At 72.1% G+C, this 17,770-nt stretch carries 11 protein-coding genes; 6 read left to right on the plus strand and 5 right to left on the minus strand.

All coding sequences use genetic code 11. The annotated features are described in order from the left end of the window. Nucleotides 1-35: 35 nt before the first annotated feature. From SOM13_RS02505 to SOM13_RS02520, 4 genes are all read left to right on the plus strand, one after another. Nucleotides 36-1,499: a hypothetical protein gene (locus tag SOM13_RS02505; RefSeq protein WP_320478829.1), complete on the plus strand. Its 1,464-nt coding sequence runs from the start codon at nt 36-38 to the stop codon at nt 1,497-1,499. 152 nt (nt 1,500-1,651) lie between these two features. Then, on the plus strand, nt 1,652-2,611 hold the full coding sequence (locus tag SOM13_RS02510; protein ID WP_320478830.1) for an alpha-L-glutamate ligase: 960 nt from the start codon (nt 1,652-1,654) through the stop codon (nt 2,609-2,611). A 194-nt stretch (nt 2,612-2,805) separates the two neighbouring features. Next, nucleotides 2,806-6,330 carry a TM0106 family RecB-like putative nuclease gene (locus tag SOM13_RS02515; protein ID WP_320478831.1) on the plus strand — a complete coding sequence of 1,175 codons (3,525 nt, stop codon included), beginning with the start codon at nt 2,806-2,808 and terminating at the stop codon, nt 6,328-6,330. A gap of 107 nt (nt 6,331-6,437) precedes the next feature. Further along, nucleotides 6,438-7,460, plus strand: coding sequence for an SseB family protein (locus tag SOM13_RS02520; RefSeq protein ID WP_320478832.1), 1,023 nt, complete (start codon nt 6,438-6,440; stop codon nt 7,458-7,460). A 493-nt stretch (nt 7,461-7,953) separates the two neighbouring features. Here the strand turns inward: SOM13_RS02520 and SOM13_RS02525 are convergent, their stop codons facing one another. The 4 genes from SOM13_RS02525 to SOM13_RS02540 all read right to left on the minus strand — a co-directional run bounded on the left by SOM13_RS02525 (nt 7,954) and on the right by SOM13_RS02540 (nt 12,582). Further along, on the minus strand, nt 7,954-8,367 hold the full coding sequence (locus tag SOM13_RS02525) for a hypothetical protein (RefSeq protein ID WP_320478833.1): 414 nt from the start codon (nt 8,365-8,367) through the stop codon (nt 7,954-7,956). A gap of 66 nt (nt 8,368-8,433) precedes the next feature. Then, a complete protein-coding gene (locus SOM13_RS02530; protein WP_192060513.1) occupies nt 8,434-10,260 on the minus strand; it encodes a DEAD/DEAH box helicase in 1,827 nt (608 codons plus the stop codon). A 102-nt stretch (nt 10,261-10,362) separates the two neighbouring features. Beyond that, nucleotides 10,363-11,877: a threonine/serine ThrE exporter family protein gene (locus SOM13_RS02535; RefSeq protein ID WP_320478834.1), complete on the minus strand. Its 1,515-nt coding sequence runs from the start codon at nt 11,875-11,877 to the stop codon at nt 10,363-10,365. 123 nt (nt 11,878-12,000) lie between these two features. Continuing rightward, entirely contained in the window at nt 12,001-12,582 is a 582-nt protein-coding gene (locus SOM13_RS02540) for a hypothetical protein (protein ID WP_320478835.1), read from the minus strand. 108 nt (nt 12,583-12,690) lie between these two features. On the opposite strand from SOM13_RS02540, the gene SOM13_RS02545 reads away from it, so the two are divergent. Continuing rightward, nucleotides 12,691-13,902: an SDR family oxidoreductase gene (locus tag SOM13_RS02545; RefSeq protein ID WP_320478836.1), complete on the plus strand. Its 1,212-nt coding sequence runs from the start codon at nt 12,691-12,693 to the stop codon at nt 13,900-13,902. Between the two features lie 284 nt (nt 13,903-14,186). After that, nucleotides 14,187-15,914, plus strand: a complete 1,728-nt coding sequence (locus tag SOM13_RS02550) for an alpha-amylase family protein (RefSeq protein ID WP_320478837.1) — start codon at nt 14,187-14,189, stop codon at nt 15,912-15,914. A 247-nt stretch (nt 15,915-16,161) separates the two neighbouring features. Here SOM13_RS02550 and SOM13_RS02555 read toward each other — a convergent pair whose 3' ends face one another. Beyond that, a complete protein-coding gene (locus tag SOM13_RS02555) occupies nt 16,162-17,604 on the minus strand; it encodes an APC family permease (protein WP_320478838.1) in 1,443 nt (480 codons plus the stop codon). Nucleotides 17,605-17,770 lie beyond the last annotated feature (166 nt).

Below are 17,770 nucleotides of genomic sequence, written 5' to 3' on the forward strand. Positions count from 1 at the left end.
AAGCGCCGACGGTGCTCGGGGGTCAGACTGAGCGGATGCGGAGCGGACTGAGACGATGCGTCACGGGATCCCTCGTCGCGGTGGTCGTCCTCGCCGGGGCCGGGTGCGCCGACTCCGCCGAACTGGGCCAGCGCTTCGAGTCGCTGATGGAGGGCGTCGACGGCATCGTCGAGATCGAGACCGGCGGCATCGACTACCCCCTGGGCAGCGCGACGGCCGAGGCCACGGTCGTGGTCGAGAGCGATCTCGGCGACGACGACCTCGCCGCCGTGGCCGAGCGGATCAGGCCGTTCGTGGCCCGCGAGGTCGGCGACGAGTGGCAGTACGTCGACGTGCGCCGGGGCGCCGTCACCTTCGAAGTGCTCGCCGACGAGGCCGACACGGCGGCCCAGCTCGACCTCGCCCACCGGGTCGCCGACGATCCGGTCTTCGCGGAGGCGTCGCTCGGCACGCACGAGTTCGGTGCGACGACGAGCGACTCGGAATCGCCGCGGCGGGGGTTCGGGATCACGGTGGTCCCCTCGGCGTCGTCGGACGTCCTCACGGCGTGGCAGCGGGCGCGCGCTCTCCGGGATGCGGAACCGCAGCTGGCCGAGGTCGACGTGTCCGCCTGGAGCCAGGACTCGCGCCGGTTCATCACCGAGAACGTCAGCGGGTTCCCCTCGGCGCTCGACGACCCCGCGACGTCCGACGTCGTCCTCGACGCCGCCGATCAGGCGGATCTGCTCGCCGCGGTGGGGGACGACGACCTCGGTGCGGGGCGGGTCCTCGTGCTGCCGGAGGGCATCAGGGTCGACCTGAAGCAGCCGACCGTCACAGGGCAGCAGCCACCGGACGAGGTGGCCGAGGCGTCCGGCCGTGCCGAGCGGATCGCGAGCGCCCTCGCGGCGACGTCCGGCGTCTCGGGCACGACCATCGGCACCGTCTCGTCGCCGGACGAGTCGCGCGAGGTGGACGGCGACCTGTCCGACGCCGAGTCGGTCGTGGACGCCGTCGACTCCGACGCGGTGACCTACTCGGCCATCAGCGCCCGGTCCGTCGAGGTGCGGACGGTGCGGCCCGATCAGGTCGTGCCCGCCCTGCGGGCCATCGGCGGGTCGGCGGACGTGTCGCGTCTGGATGTCGTCCGCGTCTCGCCTGACCGGTCGGACCCCCGCGGCCTCGCGTTCTCGAGCGACCCCGCGACCCTCGACGTGCTCGTCTCCGTCGCGGACGCGGTGACGGCCTCACCCCGGATCGAGGGCGTGTCCGTCGCGAGCACGGAGGCGAGGGTGGACGTCGTGCTGGGCGACGCCGTGACCGAAGGGTCGCTCGACGACGTGGTCGCCGCGGTGCAGGCGGCGCCGCGCGGCACCGTCGTGGCGTTCCGTCGCGACGTCCGGGAGCCGGTCGACCTCGCCGTCGAGACGGTCGGTGACGAGGCCGTGGCCGACTGCTCCGCGCTCGAGACCGACGATCAGCGCCTCTGCGAGGTGGTGCGCGCGGCCTGGGCGGAGTAGCCCCGCGTCGGGTCGTCCGTGTCGAGCCGCTCCTGGCGAGCAGCTCCTGGCGAGCAGCTCGCGTCGGGCGGCTCGCCGGGTGGGTGCGTGTGCCCGTCGTCACGCGCCGACATCTGCAGGATCGCCGGAGGCGCGTGGTGCAGTCTCGGGGGATGAGCGCTTCCGTAGACGTCGCCGACCGGACGCCCGTCGTCCACATCCTGCACGACAACGCCGAGTGGCTCCCTCCGCTCGTCGCCGCCCTCGACGCGGCGGGTGTGCCGCATCGCGAGCACCTGCTCGACGGGAGCTCGTTCGATCTGTCCGCCGAGCCTCCTGCCGGGGTGTTCTGGTCGCGCCTCAGCGGGTCCGCCCACACGCGAGGCCGGGCGACGGCCAAGGAGGTGGCCCGGGCGACGCTCCGCTGGGCCGAGCGCCACGGACGCCGCACGATCAACGGCAGCGGCGTCGTCGAGCTCGAGGTGAGCAAGGTCGCGCAGTACCTGGCGCTCGCGCAGGCCGGTTTCGACGTGCCGGCCACGACCGCCGTGTTCGGCACCGCCGACCTCAAGGCCCGGGCGCGCGAGCAGAAGCTGCCGTTCATCACCAAGCACAACCAGGGTGGCAAGGGTCTCGGCGTTCGGCGCTTCGACGACCTCGAGTCGTTCGACGCCTACGTCGACGGCCCCGACTTCGAGGTGCCGGTCGACGGGATCACGCTGCTGCAGGAGTTCCTGCAGGCCGAGGAGCCCTTCAACACCCGTGTGGAGTTCGTCGGCGGGCGCTTCGTCTACGCCGTGCGGGTCGACACCTCGGCGGGCAGCTTCGAGCTGTGCCCCGCCGACGCGTGCGTCGTGCCCGACGGCGCCGACCCCGCCACGTTCGCACCCTTCGCCGTCCGATCGTCGGTGACCGCGTCGCACCCTCTCGTGCAGCGGCTCGAGGCCTTCCTGGACCAGCAGGGCATCGAGGTCGCGGGGATCGAGTTCATCGAGACCGCCGACGGCCGCGTCGTGCCGTACGACGTCAACACGAACACCAACTACAACCCCGATGTCGAGCGGTCGTCGAGCGTGTCGGCCGCGGCGACGCTCGCCGGCTGGCTCGGCTGGGTGCTCTCGAGCGAGGGGTAGCACGCGCCGGTCCGCCTTCGGAGGCGTGCGCGCGGGCCGAGGAGGTGCGGGCCAGGGAGCCGAGGAGGCGCGGGGCCGGGGAGGCGCGGGTCGACGATCGATGTCGGGGGTCGGCGTTAGCGTGTGCAGCACGGGCCGACGACCGTGCGGACCGTGAATCGAAAGGCGACGCCATCTACCTCGACGACGACACCGTGGTCACGAGCCCGTCCGACCTCAGCACGTGGGCCGCGTGCGAGTGGGCGTTCCTCCGACGCCTCGACGCCAGGCTCGGGCGCATCCCGGCGGTGCCAGAGGTGGCCGACGCCATGCTCGACCGCACGGCCCGACTGGGCGACGACCACGAGATCCGGTTCCTCGAACGGCTGCGCGAGACGCACCGGGTCGTCGAGTTCGAGCGCCCCGAGCGTGCGGGGTACCCGGCCGCAGCGGCGGCCGCCGAGCAGGCCATGCGCGACGGCGTGCCGGTGCTCTATCAGGCGACGTTCTTCGACGGCTCGTTCATCGGCTTCTCCGACTTCCTGCTCCGCACCGACGACGGCGCCTACGAGGTCTACGACACCAAGCTCGCCCGGCACGCCAAGATCCCCGCCCTCCTGCAGCTGGCCGCCTACGCCGAGCAGATCGCCGCGCTCGGTCTCCGCGTCGGGCCGCAGGTGCACCTCGTGCTCGGCGACAGCACGACCTCCAGTCACGCTCTCGCCGACATCGCACCGGTGTACCGCGCGCAGCGCGACCGGCTGAGGTTGGTCGTCGACCGTCGCCTGCACGCCGAGGCCCCGCTGGCCTGGGGCGCCCCCGGGGTCGTCGCCTGCGGCCGCTGCGGACAGTGTTCGGTGCAGGTCGACGAGCACCGCGACCTCGTGCTCGTCGCCGGGCTCAGTCTCGGTCAGCGGTCGGCGCTGCTCGCGGCGGGCATCGCGAGCATCGACGACCTGGCTGCGAGCACCGGGCCCGTGGCCGGCGTGGGCGGTGCCGCCCTCGCTCGCCTCCGCGGTCAGGCCCGGCTCCAGATCGACAGCGCCGGGGCGCCCCTCCCCGAGGTCCGCCTGATCGACCCGGGTGCGCTGGCGGCCATCCCCGCCCCCGACCCCGGCGACATCTTCTTCGACTTCGAGGGCGACCCGCTCTACACCGAGGGCGACTCGTCGGTGTGGGGGCTCGACTACCTGTTCGGGCTGGTCGACGACCGGTCGCGCTTCACGGCGTTCTGGGCGCACGACCTCCGACAAGAGCGCCGTGCTCTGATCGACTTCCTCGCGTTCGTCCGCGAACGGCGGGCGGCCCACCCGGGCATGCACATCTACCACTACGCGTCGTACGAGCGCAGTCACCTGCTGTCGCTCGCCGCCCGGCACGGCGTCGGAGAAGACGACGTCGACGACTTGCTGCGGGCGGGGGTGCTGGTCGACCTGTACCCGATAGTCCGCAAGGCGCTGCTCGTGGGGTCGCGCAGCTACTCGATCAAGAAGCTCGAGCCGCTCTACATGGGCGCCGAGCACCGCGACGGCGACGGGGTGGTCTCGGCCGTCGACAGCATCGGCGCGTACGTCGAGGCGGCGGCCGCCCTCCGTGCCGGAGACCCCACCGGTCAGACGCGCCTCGACCAGGTCGCCGACTACAACGAGTACGACTGCCGATCGACCCTCCGTCTGCGCGACTGGCTGCTGACGATGCTCCCCGCCGACACCGTCAGCGACGACACCGTGGCCCTCGTCGACGACGAGCGCGTCCGGGCCGAGCCCGACCCCGTCTTCGTCGAGCTCACGGCGCAGCTGGCCGACGTCGATCCCCTCGACCGCACGCCCGATCAGACCGCCCTCGCCCTGGCGGCCGCGGCCATCGACTACCACCGCCGCGAGGCCAAGACCTTCTTGCAAGAGCACTTCGATCGTCTGCGCGAACCGCTCGACGAGTGGGCAGACACCCGCGACGTGTTCGTCGTCGAGCACGCCGAGGTCGTCCGCGACTGGGGGAAGCCGCCGCGCAAGCGGACCCTCTCGAGAGACCTCCGCCTCGTCGGGTCGCTCGCCCCGGGCAGTCGGTCGCCTCTGGGCTCCACGCCCATGGCCGTCTACGACGCGCCTCTGCCTCCCTCGGTGAATCGCGCGGGCCCGGGCTCCCGAGGCTGGGCCGCCCGGGCGACGGTCGTCGACGCCGACCCGGGCGCCGACGACGTCGTGCTGCTCGTCACCGAGACCGTCCCCACGGGGGCCGAGCCCCACGGGTCGTTCCCGGTGGCGCTGACCCCCGCCGCACCTCCTCGGGCAGCCCCGCAACCCGAGGCCATCTCGGAGTGGGGGCGCCGGGTGCTCGACGACCTGCCGGGGTTCGTGCCCGACGCCGCGCTCGATCTGCTGCGCCGTGTGCCGCCCCGCGGCGGCGTCCGACCCGTCGTGGGCGACGACACGGTCGGGGCCGTGATGGGGACCCTGCTCGACCTCGACCGGTCGTATCTGGCCGTGCAGGGCCCTCCGGGCACCGGAAAGACCTACGTGGGCTCGACCGTCGTCGCCCGCCTCGTCCGCGAGCACGGCTGGCGGGTCGGCGTCGTGGGGCAGTCGCACGCCGTGGTCGAGAACTTCCTGGCGGCCGTCGTCGGCAAGGGCGTCGACCCCGAGAGGGTCGTCAAGGTGCCGAAGAAGGGCACCAGCCCGGAGGCCCTCGAGGCCTCGGCGTGGACGCCCGTCGCGAACGGCGCGGGTCTCGCCGCGTTCCTGTCCGGGCCGGGTGAGACCGGGGGCGTCGTCGGCGGCACCGCCTGGACCTTCGCCAACGCCGATCACATCGCGCGCGGCTCGCTCGACCTCCTCGTCGTCGACGAGGCCGGGCAGTTCTCGCTGGCCCCCACGATCGCGTCGTCGCTGGCGGCCCAGCGTCTGCTGCTGCTCGGCGACCCGCAGCAGCTGCCGCAGGTCAGCCAGGGCTCGCACCCCGAACCCGTCGACCAGTCGGCGCTCGGCTGGCTCGCCGACGGACACGACGTGCTCCCGGCCGAGCTCGGATACTTCCTGTCGCGCACCTACCGGATGCACCCGGCGCTCACGGCCCCGGTCTCACGGCTGTCGTACGACGGGGCCCTCGAGTCGAGAGCGCCCGAGCGGCGGCTCGAGGGCATCGTGCCCGGTCTCCACGTCGAACCGGTCGCCCATCAGGGCAACACGACCTCGTCCGCCGAGGAGGCCGAGCGCGTCGTCGCGATCGCCACCGACATGGTGGGGCGCACCTGGACGGACGGCGACTCGACACGACTGCTGAAGGCTGCGGACGTCATCGTCGTCGCCCCGTACAACGCGCAGGGGGCGCTGATACGCGACGCTCTCGACCGGGCCGGGCTCGCCGAGACCACCGTCGGCACGGTCGACCTCTTCCAAGGGCGTGAAGCCGTCGTGGCGATCCTCTCGCTGGCGGCGTCGTCGGCGGCCGAGATCCCGCGCGGACTCGACTTCCTGCTCATGCCGAACCGGCTCAACGTCGGCATCTCGCGCGCGCAGTGGGCGGCGTACCTCGTGCACTCGCCGGCCCTGGCCGCGTCGATGCCGACGTCGATCGCCGGGTTGGGGCTGCTGTCGCGGTTCATCGACCTCGTCGCGCCTGGGCCTGTGTCTGTGTCTGCGACCGCGCCTGCGCCAGCGACCACGTCTGCGCCTCCGTCCGCGTCCGAGCCCGGGCCCGGGCTCGAGACAGTCCCTTCCGGCATCGGATCGTCGCCGTGTTGAGCAGGTGCGATCCGAGGCCACCGGCGTCGTCCCTCCTGAGCTGTGCGGTGCGTCCTGGCGCCCGGGTGATGCGCCGCGCCTCCTCGGCTTCGCCCTAGGCTCGACGTATGGGGCTCTTCTCGCGCAAGAAAAACACACCCGCCGACGACACCACGACCGATCGGACCACGTCCGACCCCGCCGACGGGGTGAAGGTCGACACCGCAGACGACTCAGCCCCGCAGGTGGCCCCGGCGCAGGCGCCGCCCGTCGTAAGGATCACGCGCGCTGCGCCGACCAACTCGACCGGGGCGGACCCGTCGGCCGTCCCGACCGGTGCCTCGGCCGGCACCTCGGTGCCCCCGCTGCGTGCCGCCGCGCCCGTCGTGCACACCGCGCTGCAGGAGGCGCTCACCGGCTGGAGCAAGGCCAAGAACGTCCAGACGATGTACTCCGTCGTCAAGGAGCTCGCGGCGGGCGACCTGCTGCTCGACATCGGATCGTCGACGATGGCCGATCCGAAGGTCGGACCGCAGAAGGGCGACACGATCTCGATCGCCCACCAGGTCGACAACGCCGGCAAGAAGGTGCTCCTCGCCTTCACCAGCGGCGACAGACTCGGCTTCTACCGCAAGACCAGCGACCCCGTGTCGCTCGTCGACGCGGCACCCGACGTCGTCGCGATGGCCGTGTCGAAGTACGACGGACTCGTGCTCGACCCCGGATCGCCCGAGACGCAGTGGATCGGCTACACCGACGAGCTCGTGCGCGGGCTCACCGAGAACCCGGCCGAGAACAGGGCCGTCAAGCAGGCCATGGCCGAGAAGCGGATCGCCTGGCCGGCCATGCTCGAACTCGTCCGGGCGGCCCCGGCGCTCTACATCGCGTCCGTCGCGCATCGCGACGAGAGCGGCGAGATCACGTCGATGGGTGTCGCGACGGTCACGTCGCACGAAGGTCAGACGTTCTCGGTGCTGCTGACGTCACCGGCCGAGGTGGGCGCCTGGGCCCCGAGCGCTGATGCGAACGCGACCCGCTTCGACGCCGTGGCACGCGTCGCACTCGACCAGGGTCATGCGGGCATCGTCGTGAACCCCGCCGGGTCGATGCTGACGATCACGGCCGAAGAGCTGCGCGCACTCGTCGGCTGACCGCGGCGCCGGACGCCCGGAGTCGAGCCCGGCCCGGGAGGGTGGGCGGTAAGTGCCCTTCGGCGGTGAGGGAGGGGCGTTTCCTGCCCACCGTCGGAGCCGGGCGCGCGAGGGTGGGCGCTTATTGCCCTTCGGAGGTGAGCTAGCGGCGTTTTCTGCCCACCGTCGGGGGTTGAGCGCGCGAGGGTGGGCGGTTGGTGCCCTTCGGCGGTGAGCGAAGGGCGTTTTCTGCCCACCGTCCGAGCCGGGCGCGCGAGGGTGGGCGCATATTGCCCTTGGGTGGTGGGTGCGGGGCGTTTTCTGCCCACCGTCGGAGCCGGGCGCGCTGAGGTGGGCGGTTGGTGCCCTTGGGCGGTGGGCGAGGGGCGTTTTCTGCCCACCGTCGGAGGCGGCGCGCCCGAGGGTGGGCGGTTGTTGCCCTTCGGTGGTGAGCGAGGGGCGTTTTCTGCCCACCGTTGGATGTGCGCCGGAGGTGGGCCCGCGAGGGTGGGCGCTAGCGTCCGGGCGCAGGGGGCGCAGGGGGCGCGGGGGACGCGGCGAACGCCACGGCGGACACCACCGTCAGCGTCAGCGCCCCGATGTTGAGGGGCACCAGTGGCCCGGCGAACGCGTTCACCAACCCGATCGACGTTCCGAGACCGACCACGAGCTGCCCGACGAGCAGCAACGCCGTTCCGAACGCCGAGCCGAGCAGCGCCACACGGGCCAGATCGTGCGCCCGCTGCCGTGCAGCCGCACTGTCGCCGCCGGCGCCGCCGCCGCCGTCCGACGCCGCCGAGTTCGTGGCTCGCGTCCGCAAGAACAGAACCAACGCCACGAGGCCCAGCAGCAGCGGGATGAGGCAGCCGATGGTCAGCGCGGTCTGCACGACGCCGAAGAGGGCGTCGGTGCCGGTGGCGGGGTTCATGCGGGGCTCCTCGGCGGGGGAAAAACCGAAGGCGGACCCGAACGGGCCCGCCTTCGGAGGGTGTCGCTAGTAGCGGGGCTTGCGCGGCGGGCGATCCCCGCCGTACGACCCGGAGGAGCGGTCGCCGCGGTCGCCGCGGTCGTCACGACGAGCACCGCCACCGGCGGCGCCGCCGCCACGGCGATCCTGCTTGATCTCGATCAGCTTGCCGCTGATGCGGGTGTCGCTGAGTCGGTCGAGCATGTCGCTGCTGACGTCGGAGGCCAGCTCGACGATCGAGAAGTCGGGGCGGATCGCGATCGCGCCGAAGTCGTCTCGGCTGAGACCGCCCTCGTTGGCGAGCGCACCGACGATCTGACGCGGCTCGACACGGTGACGACGACCGACCTCGATGCGGTACGAGGTCATCGGCTTCGACGTGCGGGGGCCGCGGTCGCGACGCTCGCCTCGGTCGTCGCCCTGACCGGCCCGCGGAGCCCGGTCGTCGCGCTCGCGCAGCGGACGCTCGTCGCGCTGCGGACGCTCGTCTTTCGGGTCGAGCAGCAGCGGCGTCTCGCCCTGCGCCACGACCGCGAGGGCCGCGGCCACATCGGCCTCGGGCACGTCGTGGTGCTCGACGTAGTGCGCGATGATGTCGCGGAAGGCCGAGATGCGGGCCTCCTGCGACAGCGCCTCGGTGATCGCGTCGTCGAAGCGCGTGAGGCGCGTGCTGTTGACGTCGTCGACCGACGGCAGCTGCATCTGCGTGAGGGGCTGACGCGTCGCCTTCTCGATGGCGCCGAGCAGGCGGCGCTCACGCGGGGTGACGAAGCTGATCGCCGCGCCGCTGCGACCGGCACGGCCGGTGCGGCCGATGCGGTGCACGTACGACTCGGTGTCGATCGGGATGTCGTAGTTGACGACGTGGCTGATGCGATCGACGTCGAGACCACGGGCCGCGACGTCGGTCGCGACCAGGATGTCGAGCTTGCCGCTCTTCAGCTGGTTGACGGTGCGCTCGCGCTGGGCCTGGGCCACGTCGCCGCTGATCGCCGCCGCCGAGTAGCCGCGCGCACGGAGCTTCTCGGCGAGGGTCTCGGTCTCGCTCTTGGTGCGGACGAAGATGATCATGCCCTCGAAGTTCTCGACCTCGAGGATGCGCGTCAGGGCGTCGACCTTCTGCGGGTACGACACCATCAGGTAGCGCTGCGTCGTGTTGACCGACGTCGTGGTCTTCGCCTTGACGGTGATCTCTTCGGCGTCGTTCAGGTACTGCTTCGAGATGCGACGGATCTGCGGCGGCATGGTGGCCGAGAAGAGCGCGACCTGCTTGTCGTCGGGGGTGTCGGCGAGGATCGTCTCGACGTCCTCGGCGAAGCCCATCTTGAGCATCTCGTCGGCCTCGTCGAGCACGAGGTACTTGAGCTCGGAGAGGTCGAGGGTGCCCTTCGCGAGGTGGTCCATGATGCGACCGGGCGTGCCGACGACCACATGGACGCCGCGGCGCAGAGCGCTCAGCTGGACGCCGTAGGCCTGACCTCCGTAGACGGGCAGCACGTGGACGCCGCGCATGCCGGAGGCGAACTGCTCGAACGCCTCGCAGACCTGGAGGGCGAGCTCGCGGGTGGGCGACAGGACGAGCGCCTGCGGCTTCTTCGCGCTCACGTCGAGGCGCGACAGGATCGGCAGCGCGAAGGCTGCCGTCTTGCCGGTGCCCGTCTGCGCCAGGCCGACGACGTCGCGACCGGCGAGGAGGGTGGGGATCGTGGCGGACTGGATGGCCGAGGGGGTCTCGTACCCTATGTCTTTGATGGCCTTGAGGACCTGATCGCTCAAGCCCAGGTCGGCGAACGTCGAGGGTGTTTCGGCTTGCTCCGTGGCGTCGCTCGGGGCTTGTTCGGTGGTGTCACTCATAGTGCAACGGTAGCCGGTCTCGGGGCCTGTGCCGTGCTGACATGGCGAGGAGCCCCGATCGGACGACCCGCGCCTCCTTCGCGGCCCACCCGCGCCTCCTGCTCAATCGGCCCGGGGCGCCTCGGCGTCGTGCGCGACGACGATGTTGATCGGCGTCGTGTCGCTGTGCAGCGACTGCACGTAGACCTTCTTGCGGCGGCGCAGCCAGCGACGCGCGCCGGGGGTGGCGAGCAGGTTGCCGAGCACGAGTCCGGCGCCGATCGCGAGCGTCGTCAGCATGGAGAAGACGAAGTCGACCTCGGCCCCCTCCGTGCCCGACATGAAGTTGAGCAGCGCCGACGCGACCGCCAGCGACGGCAGCAGAGACCCGCAGAACGCCGGCACCGCGATGACCGTCGCGGCCGTGCGGAGTCGCGCCGCGGCGACCGTCGACAGCGCGCCGAGCAGGATCGCCGCGAGGAACGTCGCACCCATCAGGGGCACGCCGAGCAGTCGCAGGGTGAAGAGCGAGAGGTTGCCGACGAGCGCGACGCCGATCGTGATGGGGATCATCCGCGCGCTCGACCCCTGCGCCACCGCGTTCGCCGACGCCGCCGCGAAGCTGGAGCACAGCGACAGCCACAGGGGCAGCGCCTGCAGCGTGATGTTCGTCGGGTCGACCTCGAAGTCGACGAACCCGGCGGTCACGGCAATGCCGGCGGGGATGCCGCAGACGATACCCGCCACGATCAGACCGATCACCAGGGCCCGGCCGAGGGCCATCGCCCGGAACCCCGAGATGGCGTCCTGCGCCCAGGTGACGATGGTGGGGTGCGGGAGCGTCAGGACGACCACCGCCGCGACCATCGCCGCCGCGCCTCCGGCCGATAGGAGATCGAGCGAGATCCCGACGGTGCCGAGGGCCGCCGTGGCGCCCGCCTGCAGACCGACGACGAAGAACTGGGGGATGCCGCGGGCCGCGAGCCCCCGTCCGGTCGCCATCACCCCGATCATCAGGACGAACGCCCCGACGGCCGCCTGCCAGGTGCCGCCGGCCTGCAGCGTGACCGAGACGCCGAGCATGCCCATCGCCAGATCGGTGATCCACGACGGCCAGCGCGGGGGAGAGCGCAGCACGTCGACGAGACCGGCCACGGCCGTGGTCATGTCGCGGTCGTCGTGCAGCAGGTCGTCGACGATCTGGTAGACGAGCGACAGTCGGTGCAGGTTCGAGCCCTCGGCGTAGACGACGCGGGTCTTGATCAGCGGCGGGCCCTCGACGGGCGCGTACTGGACGGTGATCGCCGTGCCGGTGATGTCGAGCTCGAGCGGGGCGAGGTTCCACTTCGTGCTGACCGCGACGATCGCGACCTCGGTGCTGCGGACGTCGGCCCCCGACGCGAGCATCACGTCGCCGAGGTCGAGGCAGAAGTCGACGATCTGGCGCGGCGAGTAGAGGTCGCCGCCGATGCCGTGCTCGGGCGTCGTGCCCTCGTAGATCGTGCCGCGGAGGCGGGCGCGGACGTCGCGCATCTCCTGCGGGTTGACGTTGCGGGCCCTGACCCGGGTCGGCTTCGCCGGCGGGCGGGGCGGGCGGGCAGGACGATCGCGTCGGCCGGGTCGCTGGGGATCGCTCACGGTCGAGCTCCGATCGGTCACGTCGGGGTGGTGCGGGGTCACGGGAGATGGCCCTCGGGTCGGGCCCCGCTCGACACGGCTGGCGCGGTCGCGGCGGGGCCTGCTCGGCGGGCTGCGTCGAGTCTAGGAGGCGCGGTGGTCGTCGTCAGGACGGCGGCCGTCGGCGTGCTGGTCGTCTCGACTCGTGCCGGCGACCAGGTCGTCGAAGGCGTCGTCGAACGCGGCGTTGTCGCGGTCCGCGATCGCGTCGGAGCCGGGGGACCGGTCATCGGCGCCCGGTGCGGTCGCGTCGCCGGCGCCCGCTCCGGCGCCGGGTGCCGTCCCAGCGTCGGATGCGCTCTCCGCGTCGGGCGCGTTCTCCGCCTCGGGCTGCGTCTGCGCGAGCACGGCCTCGGCGGCCGAGCCGAGCACGACGCCGGTGTCGACGCCCTTCGTGTGCGCGAGCGCCTCCGAGAGCCCGGCGGCGAGACTGCCGCCGGCGGCGCCGAGAGTCGCGACGACGTCCTCCTGGCGCGGGGTGAGGGGAGCGTCCGAGAGGCCGGTGACGACCTCGCGGAGGTTGTCCTCGCTCGCGTCCAGCGCTTCCTCGTCGCCCTGCGTGATGGCCGAGGCCTGCGACACGATCGCGAGAGCGAGGGCGGCGGCCTCCTGCTCGGGGGTCGAGGGGGGCCGGTCGGTCGAGTCGTCGCCGCTGTTCTGATCCATCGCTCGACCGTACGCGGTGGACACCGGGAGCGGTCGCGGTCGTCCGCCGCGCGAACGGACGAGGGGACGCCCGGGAATAGAAGGAGGCGCGCTCGGATTCTCTCCCGGATGAGCGACGACCGCACCCCGCAGACCGACCGCCCGCAGACCGACCCCGCGACGAGCGACATCCGCGACCCCGAGACGGGCGCCCCCGAGAGCATCGCCCTCGAGTCCGTCGAGCCCCGGCACGACGCCACCGCACCGGGCACCCGCCCCGGCACCGCACTCGTGGTGGGCGCCAGCGGCATCACGGGCACCGCGCTCGTCGAGCAGCTGACCCGCGACGGATGGGACGTGCTCGCCCTGTCGCGCCGCGCCTCCTCGGCTCCGGGGGTCACCGGTATCGCCGCCGATCTGCTGAGCGCCGAGAGCCTCGCGACCGCCCTGGCCGACGTGCAGCCCACGCACGTGTTCTTCGCCGCCTGGCAGAAGCGCGACACCGAGGCCGAGAACATCGAGGTGAACGGCGGCATGGTCCGCGATCTGCTCGCCGCCCTCGAGCACGCCCCCGTGCAGCACGTCTCGCTCGTGACCGGTCTGAAGCACTACCTCGGCCCGTTCGAGGCGTACGGCAAGGGCGTCATGCCCGACACGCCGTTCCACGAGGACGAGCCGCGCCTCGACTACCCGAACTTCTACTACGCGCAGGAGGACGAGCTGTTCGCCGCCGCCGAGCGTCAGGGCTTCACCTGGTCGGTGCACCGCTCGCACACCGTGATCGGGTTCGCCGTCGGCAACGCCATGAACATGGGGCTGACCATCGCCGTGCAGGCGGCGCTGACGATGCGCCTCGGCCTGCCGTTCGCGTTCCCGGGCAGCGAGACGCAGTGGAACTCGCTCGTCGACATGACCGACGCGGGCGTGCTCGCCGAGCAGATGATCTGGGCCGCGACCGACCCCGCGGGCGGCGACGAGGCGTTCAACATCGTGAACGGCGACGTCTTCCGCTGGCGCTGGATGTGGCCCCGCCTCGCCGCGCACCTCGGCATCGACCCCGCCCTCGTCGAGGGGTTCGAGGGCGCGCCGCGACCGCTGGAGGAGCAGATGGCCGGGCTCGAGCAGGACTGGCGCGAGCTCGTCGCCGAGCACGACCTCGTCGAACCCGAGCTGGCGCGCGTCGCCTCGTGGTGGCACACCGACGCCGACCTCGGTCGCGACCTCGAGGTCGTCGCCGACATGGGCAAGGCGCGCGACGCCGGCTTCTCGCGCTACCGCCGCACCGAGCAGGCGTTCGTCGACCTGTTCGAGCGGTACCGGGCGGCTCGCCTCATCCCGTGACCGTCGAGGTGACCCGGATGGTGTGGTAGCGGCCTGTGGCGGCGCCCATCGGGTCACTTCGACGGGCGGTGGGCGCGGTGCGCGGGGCGCAGCGCGAGGGGCTCGGGGCGCAGCGCGCGGCGCGGTGGCCGCGATGCGCGCGCTCAGGGGATCGACAGGACCGAGGAGGCGCGGCGTCGGTACGGTCGGCGGAAGCGACCCACCCGAGACGGAGCCGACATGACCCGCCCGACCCGCGCCTCCTGCGCCTGCCCCCGTCGCGCCGCGCGCGACACCGCGACCCGATGAGGGTCACCGACACGAGCGACCTGTGGTGGAAGACCGCCGTCTTCTACAACCTCGACGTCGAGACGTACCTCGACTGGAACGACGACGGCGTCGGCGACCTCGAGGGGCTGGCGCACCGCCTCGACCACCTCGCCGAGCTGGGCGTCACCTGCCTCTGGCTGGCGCCGTTCTACCCGTCGCCGCAGCGCGACAACGGGTACGACATCTCCGACTACTTCGGCGTCGACCCGCGCTACGGGCACCTCGGCGACTTCGTCGAGGTCGTGCGGACGGCGAAGGACCGCGGGATGCGCGTCATCGTCGACCTCGTGGTCAACCACACGAGCGATCAGCACCCGTGGTTCCGCGCGGCGCGCAGCGACCGCGACAGCCGGTACCGCGACTTCTACACCTGGCGCGACGAGGTGCCCGCCGACCAGCCGGCGAACATGTTCCCCGACGTCGAGGACGGCGTCTGGTCGTTCGACGACGAAGCCGGCCAGTACTTCCGGCACTCGTTCTACTCGCACCAGCCCGACCTCGCGACCGACCGTCAGGAGGTCCGCGACGAGATCGCCAAGGTGATCGGATTCTGGCTGCAGCTCGGGATCGACGGGTTCCGCGTCGACGCGGTGCCGCACCTGATCGACACCGACGACGGGGCCGAGCACGGGTTCCTGCAGGCGCTCCGCGGGTACGTCGCCCGACGGAGCGGCAGCGGCATGATGCTCGGCGAGGTGAACCTCCCGTACGACGAGATGGTCGCGTTCTTCGGCGAGGACGACGGCGACGAGCTGACGATGCAGTTCGACTTCGTCGCCAACCAGGCGCTGTACCTCTCGCTGGCGCGGCAGGACGCCCGTCCGCTGGCCGCCGCGCTGTCGACCCGTCCGACGCTGGCGCGGGGCAACCAGTGGGGCAACTTCGTGCGCAACCACGACGAGCTGACCCTCGATCAGCTGAGCGACGACGAGCGCGACGAGGTGTTCGAGGCGTTCGCGCCGCTCGAGTCGCAGCGGATCCACGGTCGCGGCATCGTGCGTCGTCTGCCGCCGATGCTCGACGGCGACCCGCGGCGCATCCGCATGGTCTACAGCCTGATGTTCTCGACGCCCGGTGCCCCTGTGCTGTTCTACGGCGAGGAGATCGGCATGGGCGAGAACCCGTCCGTCAGCGGTCGCGGGGCCGTCCGCACGCCGATGCAGTGGACCGACGAGGCGGGCGGGGGCTTCTCGCGCGCCGAGGCCGACGACCTCGTCGCGCCGCTGGCCGTCGAGGGCTGGGCGCCCGAGCACGTGAACGTGTCGCGCCAGCGGCACGAGCCCGACTCGATGCTGCGATTCGTGCAGAGCCTCGTGCGGCACTATCGCGCGTCGCCCGAGATCGGCTGGGGCGAACTGACCCTCCTCGACTCGGGGCACGACTGCGTGCTCGCTCACGCGGTCGTCAGCAGCACGGGGACGCTCGTCGCCGTGCACAACTTCGCACCGGACGGCCGCTCGGTCGACCTCGACCTGAGCGGGCTGCTCGGCCCGGATGCGGGGGAGGCGGGCGCAGTGGGTGAGGCGGCTGGTGCCGCCGCGGGCCACGCCGCGGGTGCCGCCGCGCCTCGCCTCGTCGATCTGCTCGCCGAGCGGTCCGTCCCCGAGGCTCTGGCCGGCGACGCCCACCACCGCATCGAGCTCGAGGGCTACGGGTTCCGGTGGCTGCGCGTGCTGCGGGCGGGCGAGAAGCGGCTCGTCTGACTGGGGTTCCACGGCGGGTTCGGCGGGTTCCCGTCCTTCGCGGCGGGTCAGCGCTGACCCGCCCCCGATGACGGGAACCCGCCGAAGGTCGCGTACGCGTGTGTCCAACCGACCCGCCCGCGCGCCCGCCCGCGCGCCCGCCCGCCCGCCCACCCGCCCGCCTCGTCTGCGGCCATCGAGGTGACCCGAAGGGTGCCGTAGCGGGCTGCCGCGGCTCCGTTCGGGTCACATGGATGCGCGTGGCCGGCTACGCGGGCGGCTCGGCGCGATCGGCCTCGGCGATCGCCTCGCTCGGCACCGGCTTGCCGCGGCGCGACACGAAGGTCACCGCCCACAGCACGATCCCGATCGCGAGCAGCCCTCCGGCGATCTCGTACTGCTCGGTCCCGCGCCCCGACGACATCGGCAGCACGAGCCACAGGCACGCGACGACGCCCACCACCGGCAGCACGGTGCCCGCCCGGAAGTGCTTCTGCGTGACGCGGTCGCGGCGCAGCACGAGCACCGTGACGTTGACGACCGCGAACACTGCCAGCAGCAGCAGCGACGTCGTGCCGCCGAGCACCGCCACGATGGGCGACTCGGGCGACAGCGACACGTAGCCGATCAGCCCGAGCGCGAGCGCCGTGGTGAAGACGATCGCGGCCCAGGGGGTCTGGCGCTTCGCGTGCACCTTCGACAGGAACCCGGGCAGCACGCCCTGGCGGCTCATGCCGTAGAGCAGGCGGCTGGCCATCATCATGTTGATCAGGGCGCTGTTGGCGACGGCGAACATCGAGATGAAGGGCAGCAGCTGACCGATGGGGAAGTCGGGGGCTGCCGTGTTGACGACGGTCACGAGCGGCGTCTCGTTGTCGGCCAGCTCGCCGATCGGCACGACCGCGACGGCGCAGATGGCGACCAGCACGTAGATGACGGCGGCGATGCCGAGCCCGGTGAGCATGACCTTCGGGAAGATCCGGCTCGGGTCCTTGGTCTCCTCGGCCATGTTGACGCTGTCCTCGAAGCCGACCATGGCGAAGAACGCGAGCGACGTCGCCGTGCTGATGCTCAGCAGCAGCGACTTGTCGCCCGGCGTCTCGAACAGCACGACCCGCCCCCAATCAGCGTTGCCGCCTGCGATGAACCAGAAGCCGATCATGATCACCATCAGCAGACCGGACAGCTCGACGAGCGTGAGCACGACGTTCGCCTTGACGCTCTCGCTCACGCCCCGGAAGTTGATCGCCATCACCAGCAGCATGAACCCCATCGCGATCGCCATGACGACGCCGTTCGACAGCTCGACGCCGATGCCCGCCGCGAGGTTGGCCGCGAAAGCGCGCGCGGCGGTCGAGGCGCTCGTGATGCCCGAGCACATCACGACGAAGCACACGATGAACGTGACGAAGTGGATGCCGAACGCCTTGTGCACGTAGAGGGCGGCCCCGGCCGTCTGCGGGTACTTCGTCACGAGCTCGAGGTACGAGAACGCGGTCACCAGGGCGACGGCGAACGCGATCAGGAACGGCAGCCAGGCCGCGCCTCCCACCTCGGCGGCGACCTGCCCGGTGAGCGCGTAGACGCCCGTGCCGAGGATGTCGCCCACGATGAACAGCAGCAGCAGCTTGGGGCCGATGGCCCGTTTCAGCTCGGTGGGCGTCTCACCGGTGTCGGTGGTCGGCGGCTTCGTGTTGCTCGACGTGGTCATGGCGACCTCCGGGTGCGTCGGTGGAGCACGGATGTCCACGACATCCTGCCCCCGCTCCGCACCGCCTGTCGACCCCGGAGCCGAGGAGGCGCGGTGCAGCCGAGGAGGCGCGGTGCAGTCGGGGAGGCTCGGTGCAGCCGAGGAGGCGCCGCGTGGGTGGATTGCG

Origin of the sequence: Frigoribacterium sp. CFBP9030 (assembly GCF_034045195.1) — a bacterium.
Taxonomy (GTDB): domain Bacteria; phylum Actinomycetota; class Actinomycetes; order Actinomycetales; family Microbacteriaceae; genus Frigoribacterium.